Here is a 14,877-nt window from a genome sequence, read left to right as displayed (position 1 = left end):
CCAGACGAGAGCGGGTGAGGCGTGATGGCGTTCAGCCGTGGCCGCTCCACCGAGACCCGCCTGATCTACCTGGGCCTGTTCCTGCTGCTCGCCGCCGGGTTCGCCACCTCGCTGAGTCCGACCGCGGCGTTCTGGGGCAACGCGTTCCTGGCCGCCGTCCTCGCGGCCGGCGGTTTGTGGGTGGTCGTGGCGCTCGTCCGGCGGGAGCGGCGCATCCGCCGCCGACTCGACGCCATCAGCAACCAGCCCGGACAGGTCCGGCACTGGCGCGACCCCCGCCCCGACCCACACGGCGAGACCACCGACACGAGGGCCGCATGAACACGCCGACCGTTCCGACCGACTCCTCTGGCCGGGTCGACCAGGACAACCTCACCCGCGCGCAGAAGGCACTCCTGGCGCTCTCCGACGACGTCGCCCAGCGGCTCGCTGAGGACAACGGCGTCTGCGTCCGCCCCCTCGCGATGCGCCGCATCGACATGACCACCGGACGCATGGACGTGGTTGCCACGCCGTGCAAGTCGACGAGGGAGGACCAGTGCCGCCCATGCGCGGAGAAATCCCGCCGCGAACGCATGGTCCAGGCACGCGAGGGATGGCACCTCGAGGCGGAACCCTTCGAGCGCCCGGCCGATCCGACCGAGCACCAGAAGCGGCTCCTGGCCTACCGCGCCGACCTGCACGCCGCCTACACCACCGCCCGCGCCGACGGCCTGGACGAGGACTGCGAGGAGATCCGGGAAGCCGTCGCCGAGTTGGACCAAGAGATCCGCGCTGCCGGCGTCCGGGGCCGCCTCGCTCCGCTCGACCCGCTGCCCAAGGCCGTCCGTAGGACCACGCGCAGGCGCCAGGACGCCCCGGACCTCCCGCGCCGACCGGTGGAGAATCGCACCATCGGGGAGGTGTTCGGCGGCAAGTACCGGCCCTCCACCTTCCTCACGCTCACCCTCGACTCGTACGGGCGGGTCGACGCCGACGGGGCTGCGCTCGACCCGGACTCCTACGACTACCGCCGCGCGGCTCGGGACGCGATCCACTTCCCGCGCCTGGTGGACCGCTTCTGGCAGAACACCCGCCGCTGTGTCGGGTGGGAGGTGCAGTACTTCGGCACGGTCGAGCCGCAGAAGCGCGGGGCGCCGCACTTCCACGCCGCCATCCGCGGAACCATCCCGCGCGCGGAACTCAGGGCGATCGCGGCGGCGACCTACCACCAGGTGTTCTGGCCCGCCCACGACACGATCACCCACGGCGGGGACCGGCTGCCCCGCTGGGCTGACGGCGACAAAGGCTTCGTCGACCCGCACACCCGCGAGCCGCTGCCGACCTTCGACGAAGCCACCGACCCCGACGTCCTCACCGAACCCACCCATGTCGTCACCTTCGGAGCGCAGGTCCACGTGAAGGGCATCCTCGGCGGCACCGAGGAAGCCGGGCGCCACGTCGGCTACCTGACCAAGTACCTCACCAAATCGATCACCCAGGCCGCCGGCCTCACCGCCGATGCCTCGGCTCGACTGCGGGAGCACCACCGCCGGCTCACCGCCGAACTCGCCGTCACGCCGTGCTCGCCGCGGTGCGGGCTGTGGCTGCTCTACGGAATCCAGCCGAAGGGCGCGCGACTGTCGACCAAGCCGGGGCAGTGCAGGAGCAAGGCCCACAAGCCCGAATACCTCGGCATCGCCGGCCGCCGCGTCCTCGTCTCCCGCAAGTGGTCCAACAAGAGCTTGAAGGACCACCGCGCCGAGCGCGCCGAGTTCGTTCGGCAACTGCTCGACCGCGCTGGAGTCAAACCCTCCTACCCGGTCGACGACGGGCCGTTCGCGTGGGAGCGCACCGCACCCGGCGACACCGATGTCCCACCCCGACAGGTCCTGCTCCTGCACGCGATCAACCAGAGACAGCGATGGCGCGCCGACTACGACGCGGCGCTCCTGGCCGCAGGCGACCCGCCCGAGGACATCCGTTCGGCAACCGAGAGCGAGGCAGCATGAACGACGGGACTCAGCCGCCGATCCGGCTTGTGCTCACGATCGAGGAGGCCGCCGATCGGCTCGGGATCGGCCGCACCCTGATGTACGCGCTCGTCAGCGCGGGTGAAGTCGAGTCCGTCAGGATCGGGCGGCTTCGTCGCGTCCCGGCGGACGCCCTTGTCGAGTACGTCCGGGGTCTCCGAGGTGAGGCGGCATGAGCGAGCGGACCCGGCAGCCCAACGGCGCGTCGAGCGTCTACCTGGGCAAGGACGGCTTCTGGCACGGCCGCGTCACCGTCGGGGTGAAGGACGACGGCCGCCCGGACCGCCGCCACGTGATGCGCAAGACGAAGGCGGCGGCGGTCAAGGCCGTTCGGCAACTGGAACGGGACCGGGACGACGGCAAGGTCAAGCCGACCGGCAAGGCGTGGACGCTGGGGGAGTGGCTGACCTACTGGGTGGAGAACATCGCCGCTCCTTCGGTCCGGGAGAACACGCTTGCGGGCTACCGAGTGGCGATCAACGTTCACCTGATCCCCGGCCTCGGCGCGCACAAGCTCGACCGGCTGGAGCCGGAGCACCTGGAACGCTTCTACGCGAAGATGATCAAACAGGGGAGCGCGCCGGGGACGGCTCACCAGGCGCACCGGACGTTGCGTACCGCGCTCAGCGAGGCCGAACGTCGAGGTCGAATCGTCCGCAACCCGGCCAAGCTCGCGAAGGCTCCACGGCTCGAAGAGCATGAGGTCCACCCGTACTCGGTCGAGGAGGTCCAGGAGCTGCTGCGGGTCGCGGGGAAGCGTCGGCTCGCGGCTCGGTGGGCGGTCGCTCTCGCGCTCGGGCTGCGGCAGGGTGAGGTTCTGGGTCTGATGTGGACGGACATCGACCTTGAGACCGGCACGATGTGGGTGCGGCGAGGGCGGTTGCGGCCGAAGTACGAGCACGGCTGCGACGGAACGTGTGGGCGGACTCCTGGCTACTGCCCACGTCGGGTGCAGGTTCGGGCGGAGACGAACGACACGAAGTCTCGCGCCGGCCGTCGCGCCGTCGGGCTCCCCGCCGAACTGGTGGTCCTGCTCGAACGGCACCGGGAGGAGCAGGCCGCCGAGCGGTTGACGGCCGGGCAGCTCTGGCGTGAGTCCGGGTACGTCTTCACCACACCGGTCGGTGAGCCGGTCAACCCGAACACCGACTACCACCACTGGAAGCGGCTGCTCGCCGACGCCGGTCTCCGGGATGCCCGGCTCCATGACGCCCGGCACACCGCCGCGACCGTGCTCCTGATCCTCGGCGTCCCTGAGCGTGCGGTGATGGGCCTCATGGGGTGGTCGTCCTCGGCGATGGCCGCGCGCTACCAGCACATCACCGGTGCCATCCGGGGCGACGTTGCGGAGCGGGTCGGCGGGCTGATCTGGGGTCCGCCGGACGGCAAATGAGACTGGAACTGAGACTGAACGCAGCAACGCCGGGTCAACCCTGCACGGGCCGCCCGGCGTTGCTGCTGCTCAGTGGAGCGGAGGATAGGGGATTCGAACCCCTGAGGGCTTGCGCCCAACACGCTTTCCAAGCGTGCGCCCTAGGCCACTAGGCGAATCCTCCGGCGGGAACGATACGCGACGCGATTCCCGACCCCCACCCCGGGACCCTCCCCGGGGGATGTGACTACACTCGGCCCCGGACCCCGCGCGGCGTCCATCCTGTGAACTCCCCCAGGGCCGGAAGGCAGCAAGGGTCAGCGGGCTCTGGCGGGTGCGCGGGGTCCCCTTCGTTCTCCCCCTCCGGGTCCGCCCCTCCCGGAACTTGTCGGGGGTGGTCGGTAGCCTCGCTCGCGTGGCGCTGGCTCTCTACCGGAAGTACCGCCCGGCGAAGTTCGCCGAGGTGGTGGGGCAGGAGCACGTCACCGATCCGCTCGGTACGGCGCTCGCGGCCGGCCGGATCAACCACGCCTACCTGTTCTCCGGCCCGCGGGGCTGCGGGAAGACGTCGTCGGCGCGGATCCTGGCCCGCTCGCTCAACTGCGTGGAGGGGCCCACCCCGGATCCGTGCGGCGTGTGCTCCTCGTGCGTCGCGCTCGCGCCCGAGGGGCCGGGGAACATCGACGTCGTCGAGCTCGACGCCGCGTCCCACGGTGGTGTGGACGATGCGCGCGAGCTCCGGGACCGCGCCTTCTACGCGCCGGCGGAGTCGCGGTACCGGGTGTTCATCGTCGACGAGGCGCACATGGTCACCACGCAGGGCTTCAACGCCCTGCTGAAGATCGTCGAGGAGCCCCCGGAGCACCTCGTCTTCGTCTTCGCGACCACCGAGCCGGACAAGGTGCTGCCCACGATCCGGTCCCGGACGCACCACTACCCGTTCCGGCTCATCCCGCCGGGCACGCTCCGCTCCCTCCTCGAACGGATCTGCGCCGACGAGGGGGTGCGTGTCGAGCCCGCCGTGTACCCGCTGGTGATCCGCGCGGGCGGTGGCTCGGCGCGCGACACGCTCTCGGTGCTGGACCAGCTGCTGGCCGGCGCCGGTCCGGAGGGCGTCACCTACGAGCGTGCGGTGGCGCTGCTCGGCGTCACGGACGTCGCCCTGATCGACGACGTGGTCGACGCCCTCGGCGCGGGCGACGGCGCCGCGGTCTACCAGGCGGTAGACCGGCTCGTCGAGGCCGGTCACGACCCGCGCCGCTTTGCCGCCGACCTGCTGCAGCGGCTCCGCGACCTGATGCTGCTGCAGGCGGTGCCGGAGGCCGCCGAGCAGGGTCTGGTGGAGGCGGCCGACGACGAGCTGTCCCGCATGATCGAGCAGGCCGCCCGGCTGGGCCCGGCCACGCTGGCCCGCTACGGCGAGATCGTCCACGCGGGGCTCACCGAGATGCGCGGGGCCACCGCGCCACGCCTGCTGCTCGAGCTGCTGTGTGCGCGCATGCTGCTGCCCGCGGCCACGACGTCGGACGCCGGGTTGCTCGAGCGCCTCGAGCGGGTGGAGCGGCGCCAGGCGATCGCGCCCGAGCCGGGTGGGGCGGCGTCCGCCGGTGGGTCCACCGCGGCCGCTCCGGTGGCGTCGGCCGGGGCCGGCCCGGTCGAGGCAGGCCCGGTTGAGTCAGGCGGGGTGGGGGCCGGCGGTATCGGGTCGGGCGGGGCCGGGGCTGCCGGGGCCGGGGCGACCGAGGTCGCGCCGCGGTTCGTTCGCCCGTCCCGGCGGACGAAGGGTGCGGCCGACCCCGCTGCCCAGGCCGCGGGTGTCGCGCCACCCTCTGATCCGTCGGCCTCCGGTGAGACTCGCCGCACCGAGGAGGGCGCGGGCGGGGATCTGCCCGTCCGCGGGGAAGCGCCCGATCGAACCGGAGCCGGCGAGGCGAGCGACCGCGAGGGTGCTGGGCGCGGTGAGGACGAGGCCGCCGGGCGTGCCGCCGCTGTTCGCGGTGCGGGCCCCGGGGGGAGTGAGGCCGAGGGCGCCGGGCGCGGGAGTGCTCCCGGACGAGCGACCGGTGGTCGCGAGGTCGGCGCTCCGGTCGAGTCCGCGGGTGGTGCTCCGACCGAGTCCGTGGGTCGTGGTGCCGTCGAGTCCGCCGGGCGCGGTCCGGCCGGGTCCGGTGGTCGCGATCCCGCTGAGTCCACTGTTCGCGGCCCCTCCGGGCCCGAGGAGCCGCGGGACGAGACGCCGGGACGGGAGCAGGTTCCCGCGCGGTCCGAGGCCCGTCCGCAGCCGGAGACCCCGAGCCGCCCGGCGCCGGCGGCCGAGCCCAGGCCCGATCCCGCAGGTGCCTCGGCACCGGCCGGCAACGGTCTCGACGCGAGCGCGGTCCGCCGCGTGTGGTCCGAGATCCTGGCCGCGGCCCGCCAGCGCAGCCGCAGCACGGAGGCACTGCTGGTCAACGCGACCGTCCGCGCCGTGCAGGAGGACACGCTCATCCTCGGCATCGCGTCGCCGCCCCTGGCCCGCAGGCTCTCCGACCAGCGGAACACGGAGGTGATCGTCGCCGCGCTGCACGCCGTGCTGGGCGTGCAGTGGCGCGTGCGCTGCGAGACGGGCGACGGTGGCGGTCCCGTCCAGCCGCCGCCCCGCCAGACCGCCCAGCGGCCCGCACCTCGGCGCCCGTCGCGGCGCGAGGTCACCCCGGAACCGGAGAGCCGCCCGGAGCGGGCGCGGCAGGAGCGCCCCGAGCCGCGACGTCCGGCGCCCCCGCAGCGTCCCCGCGGCGACGGCTCCGACGACGGCATCCCGCTCCCGCCCGAGCCGCCCTCGGAGGAACCCCCGCCGGACGACGAGGAGGCGATGTTCGCCGAGGCCGACGCGTCCCGTGCCGAGCGGAGCGTGCGTCGCGACCCCGAAGAGGTGGCCATCGAGCTGCTCTCCAGCCAGCTCGGCGCCCGGGCATTCGACCAACGCTGACTCGGGCCCGAGGCACCCTGACCGGGGTTGCCCCGGGGCGGGGTGCTGCGCTCGGGGTGACGCGCTCCGCGGACTGTGGTGCTCCGCGGACTGTGGTGCCCCGCGGACTGTGGTGCCCCGCGGACTGTGATGCCCCGCGGACCACGGGCCCCGCGGACTGTGGGCTCCGCGGGTGTGGCGCTACCCGGGTGGTGTCCCGCTCCGCGGGTGGTGTGGCGCTCCGCGGGGTCGAGCCTCGCGGGGCACCGGCGGCGAGCGGCCCGGGGCGCCGGGCCCGGTCTTTCGAACTCAGTCGGCAGCGCGGCGGCAGCCCGCCGGCCGGATGCACCCGGCGCTGCGCGCGCAGGAGCCGATCATCGAGGTGGTGCCGAACCACGTACCTGTTCGCGCAGGATGTCGGCGTGCCCGCAGTGGTGTGCCAGCTCGCGCAGGACCTGGAGGTACACCCAGCGCAGCGTGCGCGGCCCGGCCCGGTGGCCGGTCACGACGGTCTCCAGCCGCAGGTCGGCGACCGCGGCCCGGGCCGTCGCGCAGGCCTCCCGGTAGGCCGTCGTGACGGAGGCGACGGTGTCGTCGTCGGCGAGCCGGAAGGACTCGTCCGGGCTCTGCACCAGGCCGAGCTCGCGGCGGGACGTGCCGCCGACGCACTCCTCGAACCACACCCGCTGCATCCACGTGACGTGCTTGAGCAGCCCGAGCAGCGTCGTCGCCGACGGGACGAGCCGGCGGCGGGCCTGCTCCTCGGTGAGGCGGTCGAGGGTGACCTCGAGGGCGCTCCGGTACTCCTCGACGAACGCATCGAGCTGGGTGCGCTCGTCGTCCAGCGGCACATCGAACGAGCCCATCAGCGCCGGCCTCCCTCACGCCGCAGAGGGCGACGGCGGTGCGTGCGAGCCTACGCCGGTTCAGCTCGACAGGCCGGTGAGGAACGTGCGGATCCCTTCGGCGATCGCGGTGGCGTAGCGCTCCCGGCCTTCCGCGGAGGAGAGGACCGCGGCCTCCTCGGCGTTGCGCATGTTGCCGCACTCCACGAGTGCCGCGGGCACCGTGGCGAAGTTGAGGCCGGCGAGGTCGGGGCGCGCGGAGAGGCCGTCGCGGCCGGTGTAGTCGCTGGGCGGGAAGCCACCGGCGCGGAGGGCGTCGCGCAGGTCGCGTGCGAGGTCGACGGCCGGACCCGACTGGGCTGCGTCGAGCGGCGGCGAGGAGTAGGCGACGTGGAAGCCTCGCCCGCGCGCCGCGGCGCCGTCGGCGTGCAGCGACACGACGAGATCGGCGCCGGCCTCCTGACCCGCCCGGCCGCGCTCGTCGACGCAGGGCCCCACGCCGTCGTCGGAGCCCCGGGTGAGGACGACGGTCACGCCGGCAGCCTCGAGGGGTGCCCGGACCCGGGAGGCGAGGTCCCAGGCGAAGGCGTGCTCGGGGTAGCCGGCATCGGTGGAGGTGCCGGTGGTGTTGCAGGCCTTGGCGCCGCCGCGGCCGTCCGGGACCTGCCGGGTGATCTCCGTGCCGGCGCGACCGTTGCCGCCGTTGTGTCCCGGGTCGAGGACCACGATCCGCTCCGGGGCCGGCGTGGGATCGGCGGCCGGGGTCCCGCTCGGGGTGACGGGCGTGCTGGTCGGGGCGACCGCGGAGGGGTCGGGCGCCACGGGTCCGGCCGCCGTGCACGCGACGAGCAGGGCCAGTGCCGGCGTCAGGACCAGGGCGCGACGCGGGGCGGACACGGCAGGCAGCGTGTCACGGCTACCCTGGGTCGCGAGACCGCACACGCGGGCGAGACCCCGAGGAGTGTTCTGGTGCAACCGGGTGGCCAGCCGGACATGTCGATGATCCTGCAGCAGGCGCAGAAGATGCAGGAACAGCTCATGACGGCCCAGCAGGAGCTCGCCGAGGCCGAGGTGACCGGCCAGGCGGGGAACGGGCTCGTCCGCGTCACGCAGACCGCGGCGGGCGAGATCCGACGTGTCGAGATCGACCCGAAGATCGTGGACCCCGAGGACGTCGAAACCCTGCAGGACCTGCTGGTCGGCGCGATGCAGGACGCCGCGCGCGCGGCACAGGAGCTGCAGGCGGAGAAGATGGGCCCGTTGACCGGCGGCCTGGGCGACCTCGGCGGGTTCGGCCTCCCCGGCGCCTGAGATGTTCGAGGGACCGGTCCAGGACCTGATCGACGAGCTGGGCCGGCTGCCCGGTGTCGGCCCGAAGAGCGCGCAGCGCATCGCGTTCCACCTGCTCGCCGCCGACGCCGCGGACGTCACGCGCCTGCAGGAGGTCCTGCAGAAGGTGAAGCAGGGCGTGCAGTTCTGCGAGGTGTGCGGCAACGTCTCCGAGAAGGAGCGCTGCCGCTTCTGCTCCGACGCGCGCCGCGACCCCACCGTCGTCTGCGTGGTCGAGGAACCCAAGGACGTCCTCGCGGTGGAGCGCACCCGGGAGTTCAGGGGTCGCTACCACGTGCTCGGCGGTGCGCTGGACCCGCTCGGCGGGATCGGGCCCGAGTCGCTGCGGATCCGTGAGCTGCTCGCCCGGCTCGGCGGGACCGGCCCGGCGACCGACGAGGGCGACATCGGCGAGGTGATCATCGCCACGGACCCGAACACCGAGGGCGAGGCGACCGCGACCTACCTGGTCCGGCTGCTGAAGGACTTCCCCGGGCTCAGCGTCACCCGGCTGGCCTCGGGCCTGCCGATGGGCGGCGACCTGGAGTTCGCGGACGAGATGACCCTCGGCCGCGCCCTCGCCGGCCGGCGCGCGCTGTCCTGATCACGAGCCGGCCCGCGCGCGCCGGGTGACCTCGCCGGCCAGCACCTTCGTCAGCACCTCGGCGAACTCCGCCGGCGCGGCGAGGAAGCCACCGTGGTCGCCCGGGAAGGACGTCGGCGCGACCTCGAGCAACTCGGCCAGGGCCGTCGACGTCGGGTACGTCAGCAGGTGGGTCGAGCCCTCACCGATCCCGACGACGATCCGGGTCGGCGCCGCCCGCAGCGCCTCGACCTCCGGCACGTAGCGGGTCGTGACGCGCAGGTCGTGGGCCAGGAAGCGGGCCGCGTCGCGCAGGTCCTGCTCCGACGGCGGCGGGCCCGGCGGCGGCTCGGCCGGCGCCCCGGCGTCGTCGCCCACGAACCCCGCGGCAGCCATGAACTTGGCGAAGGCGGGGCCGGGTCCCTCGGCGTGGAAGGTCGCGATGACGTCCTCCGTCGCGGCGCGCCGCTCCTCGCGGTCGGGGAGCAGTTCCAGCAGCGGCGGCTCGTGCGCGACGAGCGTGCGGAGCCGGTCCGGGTGCCGGGCCACGACCGCGAGCCCGGTGATCGCCCCGCCGCTGGAGCCGAACAGGTCCGCGGTGCCGGCGCCGAGGTCGTCGAGGATCGCGACGACGTCGTCCGCCCGCTGCTCCACCGGCACGTCCAGATCCGGGTCCTCGAGCGGGCTGTTCGCGATTCCGCGCGGGTCGGTGGTGACGACGGTGTGGTGCGCCGCGAGGGCGTCGGCGAACGGCGCGAAGTGCGCCGCCGACATCGGCGACCCCACGACGACCAGCAGCGGGCCTGAGCCGCGCACCTCGTAGTGCAGGCGCGCGCCGGGGACGTCGAGCGTGTGGACCTCTGTCACGGTTCCTCCTGGGCTTCCGGGGCCGACAGTGGGAAGACCCCGGCCGGCCCCGGAACTCATCGGGAGGCGCGGCCCGTCCGCCCCCGAGCGGGTGAGGGCACCGGCCCGCTCGCGGCGGAACGGGACCGATGTGCGCAGGAACCCCCCGGCACTGCGCAGCTCAGTCGCCGTCGTCGTCCTCCCGGGAGTCGGACCGGCCGCCGGTGGCGGCCTGACGGATCTCCCAGTTGCGACGACGTTCGGCGGCGACCCGTCGCCAGGCGCCGGCCTGCGCGGCATCGAGGATGCCGACGACCACGCCGATGACGGCCAGCGCACCCAACCCGATCAGGACGACGGCGATGGGGACGATCACGGTGACCACCTCCCGGAACGACGGCGGACGACCTTGCGGGACGGAGATCCGGCACGCGTGCAAACGGCTCGGATGTGGATCATCGTCGGTGCCACCTTCCACTCGGTTTCCTGCCCGGCGGACGCCGGGAGTCGGAGGGTCCCCGGGGCCGGGGACCGTCGCACCGGGGCGACGGGTGTGGAGGCCGGGGGGGACGCGAGGGGCGGGCGCGAGCCGGTCGTGGGGAGCACGGGCGCCCTCCTTCCCTCGGGCGGACCCCGGGTGGAGGTGACGCGAACCACTCGGGGTCCCGCTGTGCTTAGATTGCCCGACGACAGCCCACCGTGCAATTGCACGGAGGGCTCCGCGCGCGAATCACCTGCTCGGAGCATCCGCCCGGCTTTGCAGGGTGATCCCGGGACGGTGGGGGAGATGACACCAGCGCAGGGGCCGGCGGGGCCGCGCCGGCGGCTCGGGGCGGAGCTGCGGCGGCTCCGGCTCAACGCGGACATGACTCTCGACGAGGTCGCCGAGCGGATGACCTGCTCCACGTCCAAGATCAGCAGGCTGGAGACGGGCAAGGGCATCCCCAAGCTGCCGGACGTCAACGAGCTGATCCGGATCTACGGGGTGGCGTCGGACGCCGAGCAGGACATGCTCCGCCGGCTGGTCCGCGAGAGCCGGACGCAGGGGTGGTGGGAGCCGATCACCGAGGGGGTGCACCCCGAGCGGTTCGTGCTCGACGCTCCCGCGCGATTCGCCGCACTGGAGACCGAGGCCGTCGAAGTGTGCACGTTCGACAACACGGTGCTGCTCGGGCTGCTGCAGACCGAGCGCTATGCCCGGGCCCTCATGCGGGCGCTGCTGCCGAGCCACTCGGACTCCGAGATCGAGCTTCTGGTGCAGCTCCGGATGCGGCGCGCGCATGCGATGCGGCGCGCGGAGGCCCCGCTTCGCGTGTGCGCGGTCATGGACGAGAGCGTGCTCTGCAGGTTGGTCGGCGGAGCCGACGTGATGGCCCAGCAGGCCGAGCACCTGCTCGAGCTCGGGAACCTGCCGAACGTCTCGATCCAGGTGCTTCCGTTCGAGACCGGGATGCACAGGGCGCTCGCCGGTCAGTTCACCGTGCTGCGCTTCGCGGACGAGCTCGCGGGGGACGTGGTCCACATCGAGGGCAGTGCGGGCGACACGTACCTCGAGGCTCCGTCCGATGTGGAGCTCTACACGAAGATCTTCGACGACGTCGCCGGGGTGTCGCTGACACCCCGTGACAGCGCAGAACTGATCGCCCGCTACGGTGCGCGCAACATTGCGCGAGGGGGCGGGTCGTGATCGAGTTTCGAACCAGCAGCTTCTGCAACCGCGGAAGCTGCGTGGAGGTCGGGCGCACCCCCGGCGGCACGTTCCTGGTGCGGGACACCAAGAACTCCGAGCTGGGCCCGCTCGAGTTCACCCGCGAGGAGTGGGCGGCGTTCGTGGCGGGCGTGAAGGCGGGCGAGTTCGAGGCGTCCTGACAGGACGTCCACCGTGGACCGGCTCGCAGGTGCACCGGGTCGGTGCAGAGGTCCTCGAGCGTCGACGGCGCGTCGACCTTCGCCGGCGACCGTCCCGGCGCCGACCGGGCACGAACGATCAGGCGGCGAGCGGACAGGGCTCCTCGTGCTGCTCGGCGGGGCGCAGCGGGGTGGGCTCGCAGGCGCACGGCGGGCCCGGCCGCGCGGCCCAGCGCGTACTTCGCCAGGTCGCTGGCCAGCGAGCCGGCGGCCGCAGCCAGGATCGTGACGGGAAGGACGAGGCCCCCGGCACCAGCGACGGCGCCGCCGGCGAGCAGCACCGGTTCGGCGGGGGCGAACGGCACCGCCGACCAGACCAGCAGGAACAGGTACGCGGTGAGCGGGGCGACCGGTAACGGCACGGTCACGACGGTAGGGGATCGACCCTGATCCGCCGCATCGGCCGCTGTGAGCCCGCTGAGCGTGGGCGGGCTCGGTCGGAGCCGTACCGGGAGCGGGGCGCCGGCCCGCGCGTGGATCGCACGGGGGCCGGCGCGTGCCCTCGCCGCGTCGTCAGCGCAGGGCGCGGTTGATCGCGGAGACGAGCGCCTTGAACGAGGCCGCCACGATCGAGGAGTCGATCCCGACGCCCCAGAGCACGGTGTCCTCGATGGCGCACTCGACGTAGGCCGCCGCGCGGGCGTCGTCGCCGCCGCCCATCGCGTGCTCGTGGTAGTCGAGGACGCGGACGTCGAACCCGATGCCGGCCAGCGCGTCGACGAACGCGGCGAGCGGGCCGTTGCCGCTGCCGGCGATCTCGTGCAGCTCGCTCTCGACGCGCACGGTCGCGACGATCTCGTCCCGGCCCTCGCCGTCGCTGGTCAGCCGGTGCCGGATCAGCTTGAGCGGGGTCTCGCGGGTCAGGTACTCGGTCTCGAAGACGTCGCGCATCTCCTTGGGCGAGACCTCGCCGCCCTCGGAGTCGGTGACCTCCTGGACGACCTTCGAGAACTCCATCTGCAGCCGGCGCGGCAGGTCCAGCTGGTGCTCGGTCTTCATGATGTAGGCGACGCCGCCCTTGCCGGACTGCGAGTTCACCCGGATCACGGCCTCGTAGGTGCGGCCGATGTCCTTCGGGTCGACCGGCAGGTACGGCACCTCCCACGGGTGCTCGTCGACCGGGCGCCCGGCCTCGGCGGCCTCGGCCCGCATGGCGTCGAAGCCCTTGTTGATCGCGTCCTGGTGGCTGCCGGAGAAGGCGGTGTAGACCAGGTCGCCGCCCCACGGGTGCCGCTCGTGCACCGGCAGCTGGTTGCAGTACTCGACGGTCCGACGGATCTCGTCGATGTCGGAGAAGTCGATCTGCGGGTCGATGCCCTGGGTGAACAGGTTCATGCCCAGGGTGACCAGGTCGACGTTGCCGGTGCGCTCGCCGTTGCCGAACAGGCAGCCCTCGATGCGGTCGGCGCCGGCCTGGTAGCCCAGCTCGGCGGCGGCCACGCCGGTGCCCCGGTCGTTGTGCGGGTGCAGGGACAGGATGATGCCCTCGCGCCGGGCCAGGTTGCGGTGCATCCACTCGATGCTGTCGGCGTAGACGTTCGGGGTGGCCATCTCGACGGTCGCCGGGAGGTTGACGATCATCGGGTCCTCGGGCGTGGGCCGCCAGATCTCGCTGACGGCGTTGCACACCTCGACCGCGTACTCCAGCTCGGTGCCGGTGTAGGACTCCGGCGAGTACTGGAAGCGCCAGTCCGTGTCCGGGTACTTCTCACCGAACTGCTGGACCAGCTCCGCGCCGTCCGTGGCGATCTTGGTGATGCCGGCGCGGTCGGAGCGGAACACCACGCGGCGCTGCAGCACCGAGGTGGAGTTGTACAGGTGCACCACGGCGCTCGGCGCGCCCTCGCAGGCCTGGAAGGTGCGCTCGATCAGCTCCGGCCGGGCCTGGGTGAGCACCTGGATCCGGACGTCCTCCGGGATCGCGTCCTGCTCGATGATCTCGCGGACGAAGTCGAAGTCGGTCTGGCTCGCGGCCGGGAAGCCGACCTCGATCTCCTTGTAGCCCATGCGGACCAGCAGGTCGAACATGCGGCGCTTGCGCGTGGGGCTCATCGGGTCGATCAGGGCCTGGTTGCCGTCGCGGAGGTCGACCGCGCACCACAGCGGGGCCTTCGTGATCCGCGTGGAGGGCCAGGTGCGATCGGGCAGCGAGACCGGCTCCACCAGCTCGTGGAACGGCTTGTACCGCCCGATCGGCATATGGGAGCCCTTCTGCGGGTTCCACACGGGCTGGTCCGCGGGCGCCGGTACGGAGGGCGTGCGGATCCTGCTGGCCGAGGAGGTGGTGTAGGCGTCGGGCGACATGGACACGGGGATCGTGCTCCTTCTGGAGGTGCTACCGGGAGATGTCGACCGGCGGCACGCCAGAACCCGCGACGAGGGGCCGGTCGGTCAGACCCCGCCGCGGCGGCGAAGGAGCAGGCGCGCCATGGAGACGACTGTAACCCCCCGCCGGGGGGCCACGGCAACCCCGACCCCCCTCGCGATGACCCCGGCCACACTCCGGGACGGCGGGCCACCCGATGGGGTGCGCGTCGACCCGGCCGAACGGCCCCCGGTCTGAGAGGATGCGCACGACTCGGGCTGTGGGAGGGGAACACTATGGCGGTGGGAACGACCGTGCGTCGCGGGGCAGGCCTGCTGGCCTCCCTGGTCCGGATCGCCGGGATGCTGATCGTGGCGGTCCTGGTGATCCACATCGTGCTGACCCTGCTCGACGCGAACCCGGAGAACGGCTTCACGGTCTTCGTCAGCGACCTGGCGGAGTACTTCAACCTCGGGCTCGGGAACCTGTTCCTGCCCGCGGAGCCGAAGCTCGCGGTGGTCCTGAACTACGGCACCGCCGCGATCATCTGGGGGGCCATCACGGCCGTCGTCACCCGGTTGATCCGCCGGATCGGCTGAGGCTCGCCGCAGCGTCACCCCCGTCGTGCGGCCGAGCCCGATGCGGCGGAGCCGTTCGAGGAAGTCGTCCGCGGCCGACGGCCGCCAGTCGGGCGCGGAGCCCGTGCGGCGCGCGGGTCGGCGAGCGGTTC

General features: G+C 73.2%; 15 protein-coding genes, 1 tRNA gene and 1 other RNA gene. 11 read left to right on the top strand and 6 right to left on the bottom strand.

Annotation, left to right across the window (positions count from 1 at the left end; all coding sequences use genetic code 11):
* Window positions 1–24: 24 nt before the first annotated feature.
* The 4 genes from ACL02T_RS21985 to ACL02T_RS21970 are packed head-to-tail and all read left to right on the top strand — an operon-like array spanning window position 25 to window position 3,405.
* Window positions 25–321, top strand: a complete 297-nt coding sequence (locus ACL02T_RS21985; RefSeq protein ID WP_412832616.1) for a hypothetical protein — start codon at window positions 25–27, stop codon at window positions 319–321.
* Window positions 318–1,991 (top strand): replication initiator, encoded by a 1,674-nt coding sequence (locus ACL02T_RS21980; RefSeq protein WP_412832615.1) that lies wholly within the window; start codon window positions 318–320, stop codon window positions 1,989–1,991. The genes ACL02T_RS21985 and ACL02T_RS21980 overlap by 4 nt, the downstream gene beginning before the upstream one ends.
* The gene (locus ACL02T_RS21975; protein ID WP_412832614.1) at window positions 1,988–2,188 is read left to right on the top strand and encodes an excisionase family DNA-binding protein; all 201 of its coding nucleotides are present in this window, start codon (window positions 1,988–1,990) and stop codon (window positions 2,186–2,188) included. The genes ACL02T_RS21980 and ACL02T_RS21975 overlap by 4 nt, the downstream gene beginning before the upstream one ends.
* The gene (locus ACL02T_RS21970) at window positions 2,185–3,405 is read left to right on the top strand and encodes a tyrosine-type recombinase/integrase (protein ID WP_412832613.1); all 1,221 of its coding nucleotides are present in this window, start codon (window positions 2,185–2,187) and stop codon (window positions 3,403–3,405) included. Before ACL02T_RS21975 ends, ACL02T_RS21970 begins: the two co-directional genes overlap by 4 nt.
* Before the next feature lie 78 nt (window positions 3,406–3,483).
* On the opposite strand, the gene ACL02T_RS21965 is transcribed toward ACL02T_RS21970, so the two are convergent.
* Window positions 3,484–3,568 (bottom strand) — tRNA-Ser (locus tag ACL02T_RS21965).
* A gap of 73 nt (window positions 3,569–3,641) precedes the next feature.
* Here ACL02T_RS21965 and ffs point away from each other — a divergent pair.
* Together ffs and ACL02T_RS21955 are read left to right on the top strand one after the other, a co-directional pair.
* An RNA gene (gene ffs / locus ACL02T_RS21960) (signal recognition particle sRNA small type) lies at window positions 3,642–3,738 on the top strand.
* Window positions 3,739–3,799: 61 nt separating this feature from the next.
* On the top strand, window positions 3,800–6,352 hold the full coding sequence (locus tag ACL02T_RS21955; protein ID WP_412832612.1) for a DNA polymerase III subunit gamma and tau: 2,553 nt from the start codon (window positions 3,800–3,802) through the stop codon (window positions 6,350–6,352).
* A gap of 353 nt (window positions 6,353–6,705) precedes the next feature.
* Here ACL02T_RS21955 and ACL02T_RS21950 read toward each other — a convergent pair whose 3' ends face one another.
* Entirely contained in the window at window positions 6,706–7,197 is a 492-nt protein-coding gene (locus ACL02T_RS21950; RefSeq protein ID WP_412832611.1) for a DinB family protein, read from the bottom strand.
* A 60-nt stretch (window positions 7,198–7,257) separates the two neighbouring features.
* Entirely contained in the window at window positions 7,258–8,073 is an 816-nt protein-coding gene (locus tag ACL02T_RS21945) for an N-acetylmuramoyl-L-alanine amidase (protein ID WP_412832610.1), read from the bottom strand.
* Window positions 8,074–8,145: 72 nt separating this feature from the next.
* On the opposite strand from ACL02T_RS21945, the gene ACL02T_RS21940 reads away from it, so the two are divergent.
* Together ACL02T_RS21940 and recR are read left to right on the top strand one after the other, a co-directional pair.
* Window positions 8,146–8,487 (top strand): YbaB/EbfC family nucleoid-associated protein, encoded by a 342-nt coding sequence (locus ACL02T_RS21940; protein WP_412832609.1) that lies wholly within the window; start codon window positions 8,146–8,148, stop codon window positions 8,485–8,487.
* Between the two features lies 1 nt (window position 8,488).
* Window positions 8,489–9,109: a recombination mediator RecR gene (recR, locus tag ACL02T_RS21935; RefSeq protein WP_412832608.1), complete on the top strand. Its 621-nt coding sequence runs from the start codon at window positions 8,489–8,491 to the stop codon at window positions 9,107–9,109.
* Here the strand turns inward: recR and ACL02T_RS21930 are convergent, their stop codons facing one another.
* Window positions 9,110–9,955, bottom strand: coding sequence for an alpha/beta fold hydrolase (locus tag ACL02T_RS21930; protein WP_412832607.1), 846 nt, complete (start codon window positions 9,953–9,955; stop codon window positions 9,110–9,112).
* Window positions 9,956–10,115: 160 nt separating this feature from the next.
* Entirely contained in the window at window positions 10,116–10,310 is a 195-nt protein-coding gene (locus ACL02T_RS21925) for a hypothetical protein (protein WP_412832606.1), read from the bottom strand.
* 411 nt (window positions 10,311–10,721) lie between these two features.
* Here ACL02T_RS21925 and ACL02T_RS21920 point away from each other — a divergent pair, with 411 nt between their 5' ends.
* Window positions 10,722–11,621 carry a helix-turn-helix domain-containing protein gene (locus ACL02T_RS21920; protein WP_412832605.1) on the top strand — a complete coding sequence of 300 codons (900 nt, stop codon included), beginning with the start codon at window positions 10,722–10,724 and terminating at the stop codon, window positions 11,619–11,621.
* On the top strand, window positions 11,618–11,803 hold the full coding sequence (locus tag ACL02T_RS21915; RefSeq protein WP_412832604.1) for a DUF397 domain-containing protein: 186 nt from the start codon (window positions 11,618–11,620) through the stop codon (window positions 11,801–11,803). The genes ACL02T_RS21920 and ACL02T_RS21915 overlap by 4 nt, the downstream gene beginning before the upstream one ends.
* A 552-nt stretch (window positions 11,804–12,355) precedes the next feature.
* Here the strand turns inward: ACL02T_RS21915 and leuA are convergent.
* A complete protein-coding gene (gene leuA / locus ACL02T_RS21910) occupies window positions 12,356–14,146 on the bottom strand; it encodes a 2-isopropylmalate synthase (protein ID WP_412832671.1) in 1,791 nt (596 codons plus the stop codon).
* A gap of 297 nt (window positions 14,147–14,443) precedes the next feature.
* On the opposite strand from leuA, the gene ACL02T_RS21905 reads away from it, so the two are divergent.
* Complete coding sequence (locus ACL02T_RS21905; RefSeq protein WP_412832603.1) at window positions 14,444–14,746, top strand: hypothetical protein; 303 nt, start codon at window positions 14,444–14,446, stop codon at window positions 14,744–14,746.
* Window positions 14,747–14,877 lie beyond the last annotated feature (131 nt).

This window comes from Pseudonocardia oceanicola (genome assembly GCF_047200735.1).
GTDB lineage: Bacteria > Actinomycetota > Actinomycetes > Mycobacteriales > Pseudonocardiaceae > Pseudonocardia.
The sequence above is the reverse complement of the archived record's forward strand: the minus strand, read 5'-3'. Positions and strand labels throughout refer to the sequence as shown.

Excerpts from the sequence above, each read along its gene's own strand:
- ACL02T_RS21905 (WP_412832603.1), top strand. The coding sequence starts at position 14,444 with ATGGCGGTGGGAACGACCGTGCGTCGCGGGGCAGGCCTGCTGGCCTCC.
- recR (WP_412832608.1), top strand. The coding sequence starts at position 8,489 with ATGTTCGAGGGACCGGTCCAGGACCTGATCGACGAGCTGGGCCGGCTG.
- ACL02T_RS21920 (WP_412832605.1), top strand. The coding sequence starts at position 10,722 with ATGACACCAGCGCAGGGGCCGGCGGGGCCGCGCCGGCGGCTCGGGGCG.
- ACL02T_RS21980 (WP_412832615.1), top strand. The coding sequence starts at position 318 with ATGAACACGCCGACCGTTCCGACCGACTCCTCTGGCCGGGTCGACCAG.
- ACL02T_RS21950 (WP_412832611.1), bottom strand. The coding sequence starts at position 7,197 with ATGGGCTCGTTCGATGTGCCGCTGGACGACGAGCGCACCCAGCTCGAT.
- ACL02T_RS21985 (WP_412832616.1), top strand. The coding sequence starts at position 25 with ATGGCGTTCAGCCGTGGCCGCTCCACCGAGACCCGCCTGATCTACCTG.
- ACL02T_RS21975 (WP_412832614.1), top strand. The coding sequence starts at position 1,988 with ATGAACGACGGGACTCAGCCGCCGATCCGGCTTGTGCTCACGATCGAG.
- ACL02T_RS21970 (WP_412832613.1), top strand. The coding sequence starts at position 2,185 with ATGAGCGAGCGGACCCGGCAGCCCAACGGCGCGTCGAGCGTCTACCTG.
- leuA (WP_412832671.1), bottom strand. The coding sequence starts at position 14,146 with ATGTCGCCCGACGCCTACACCACCTCCTCGGCCAGCAGGATCCGCACG.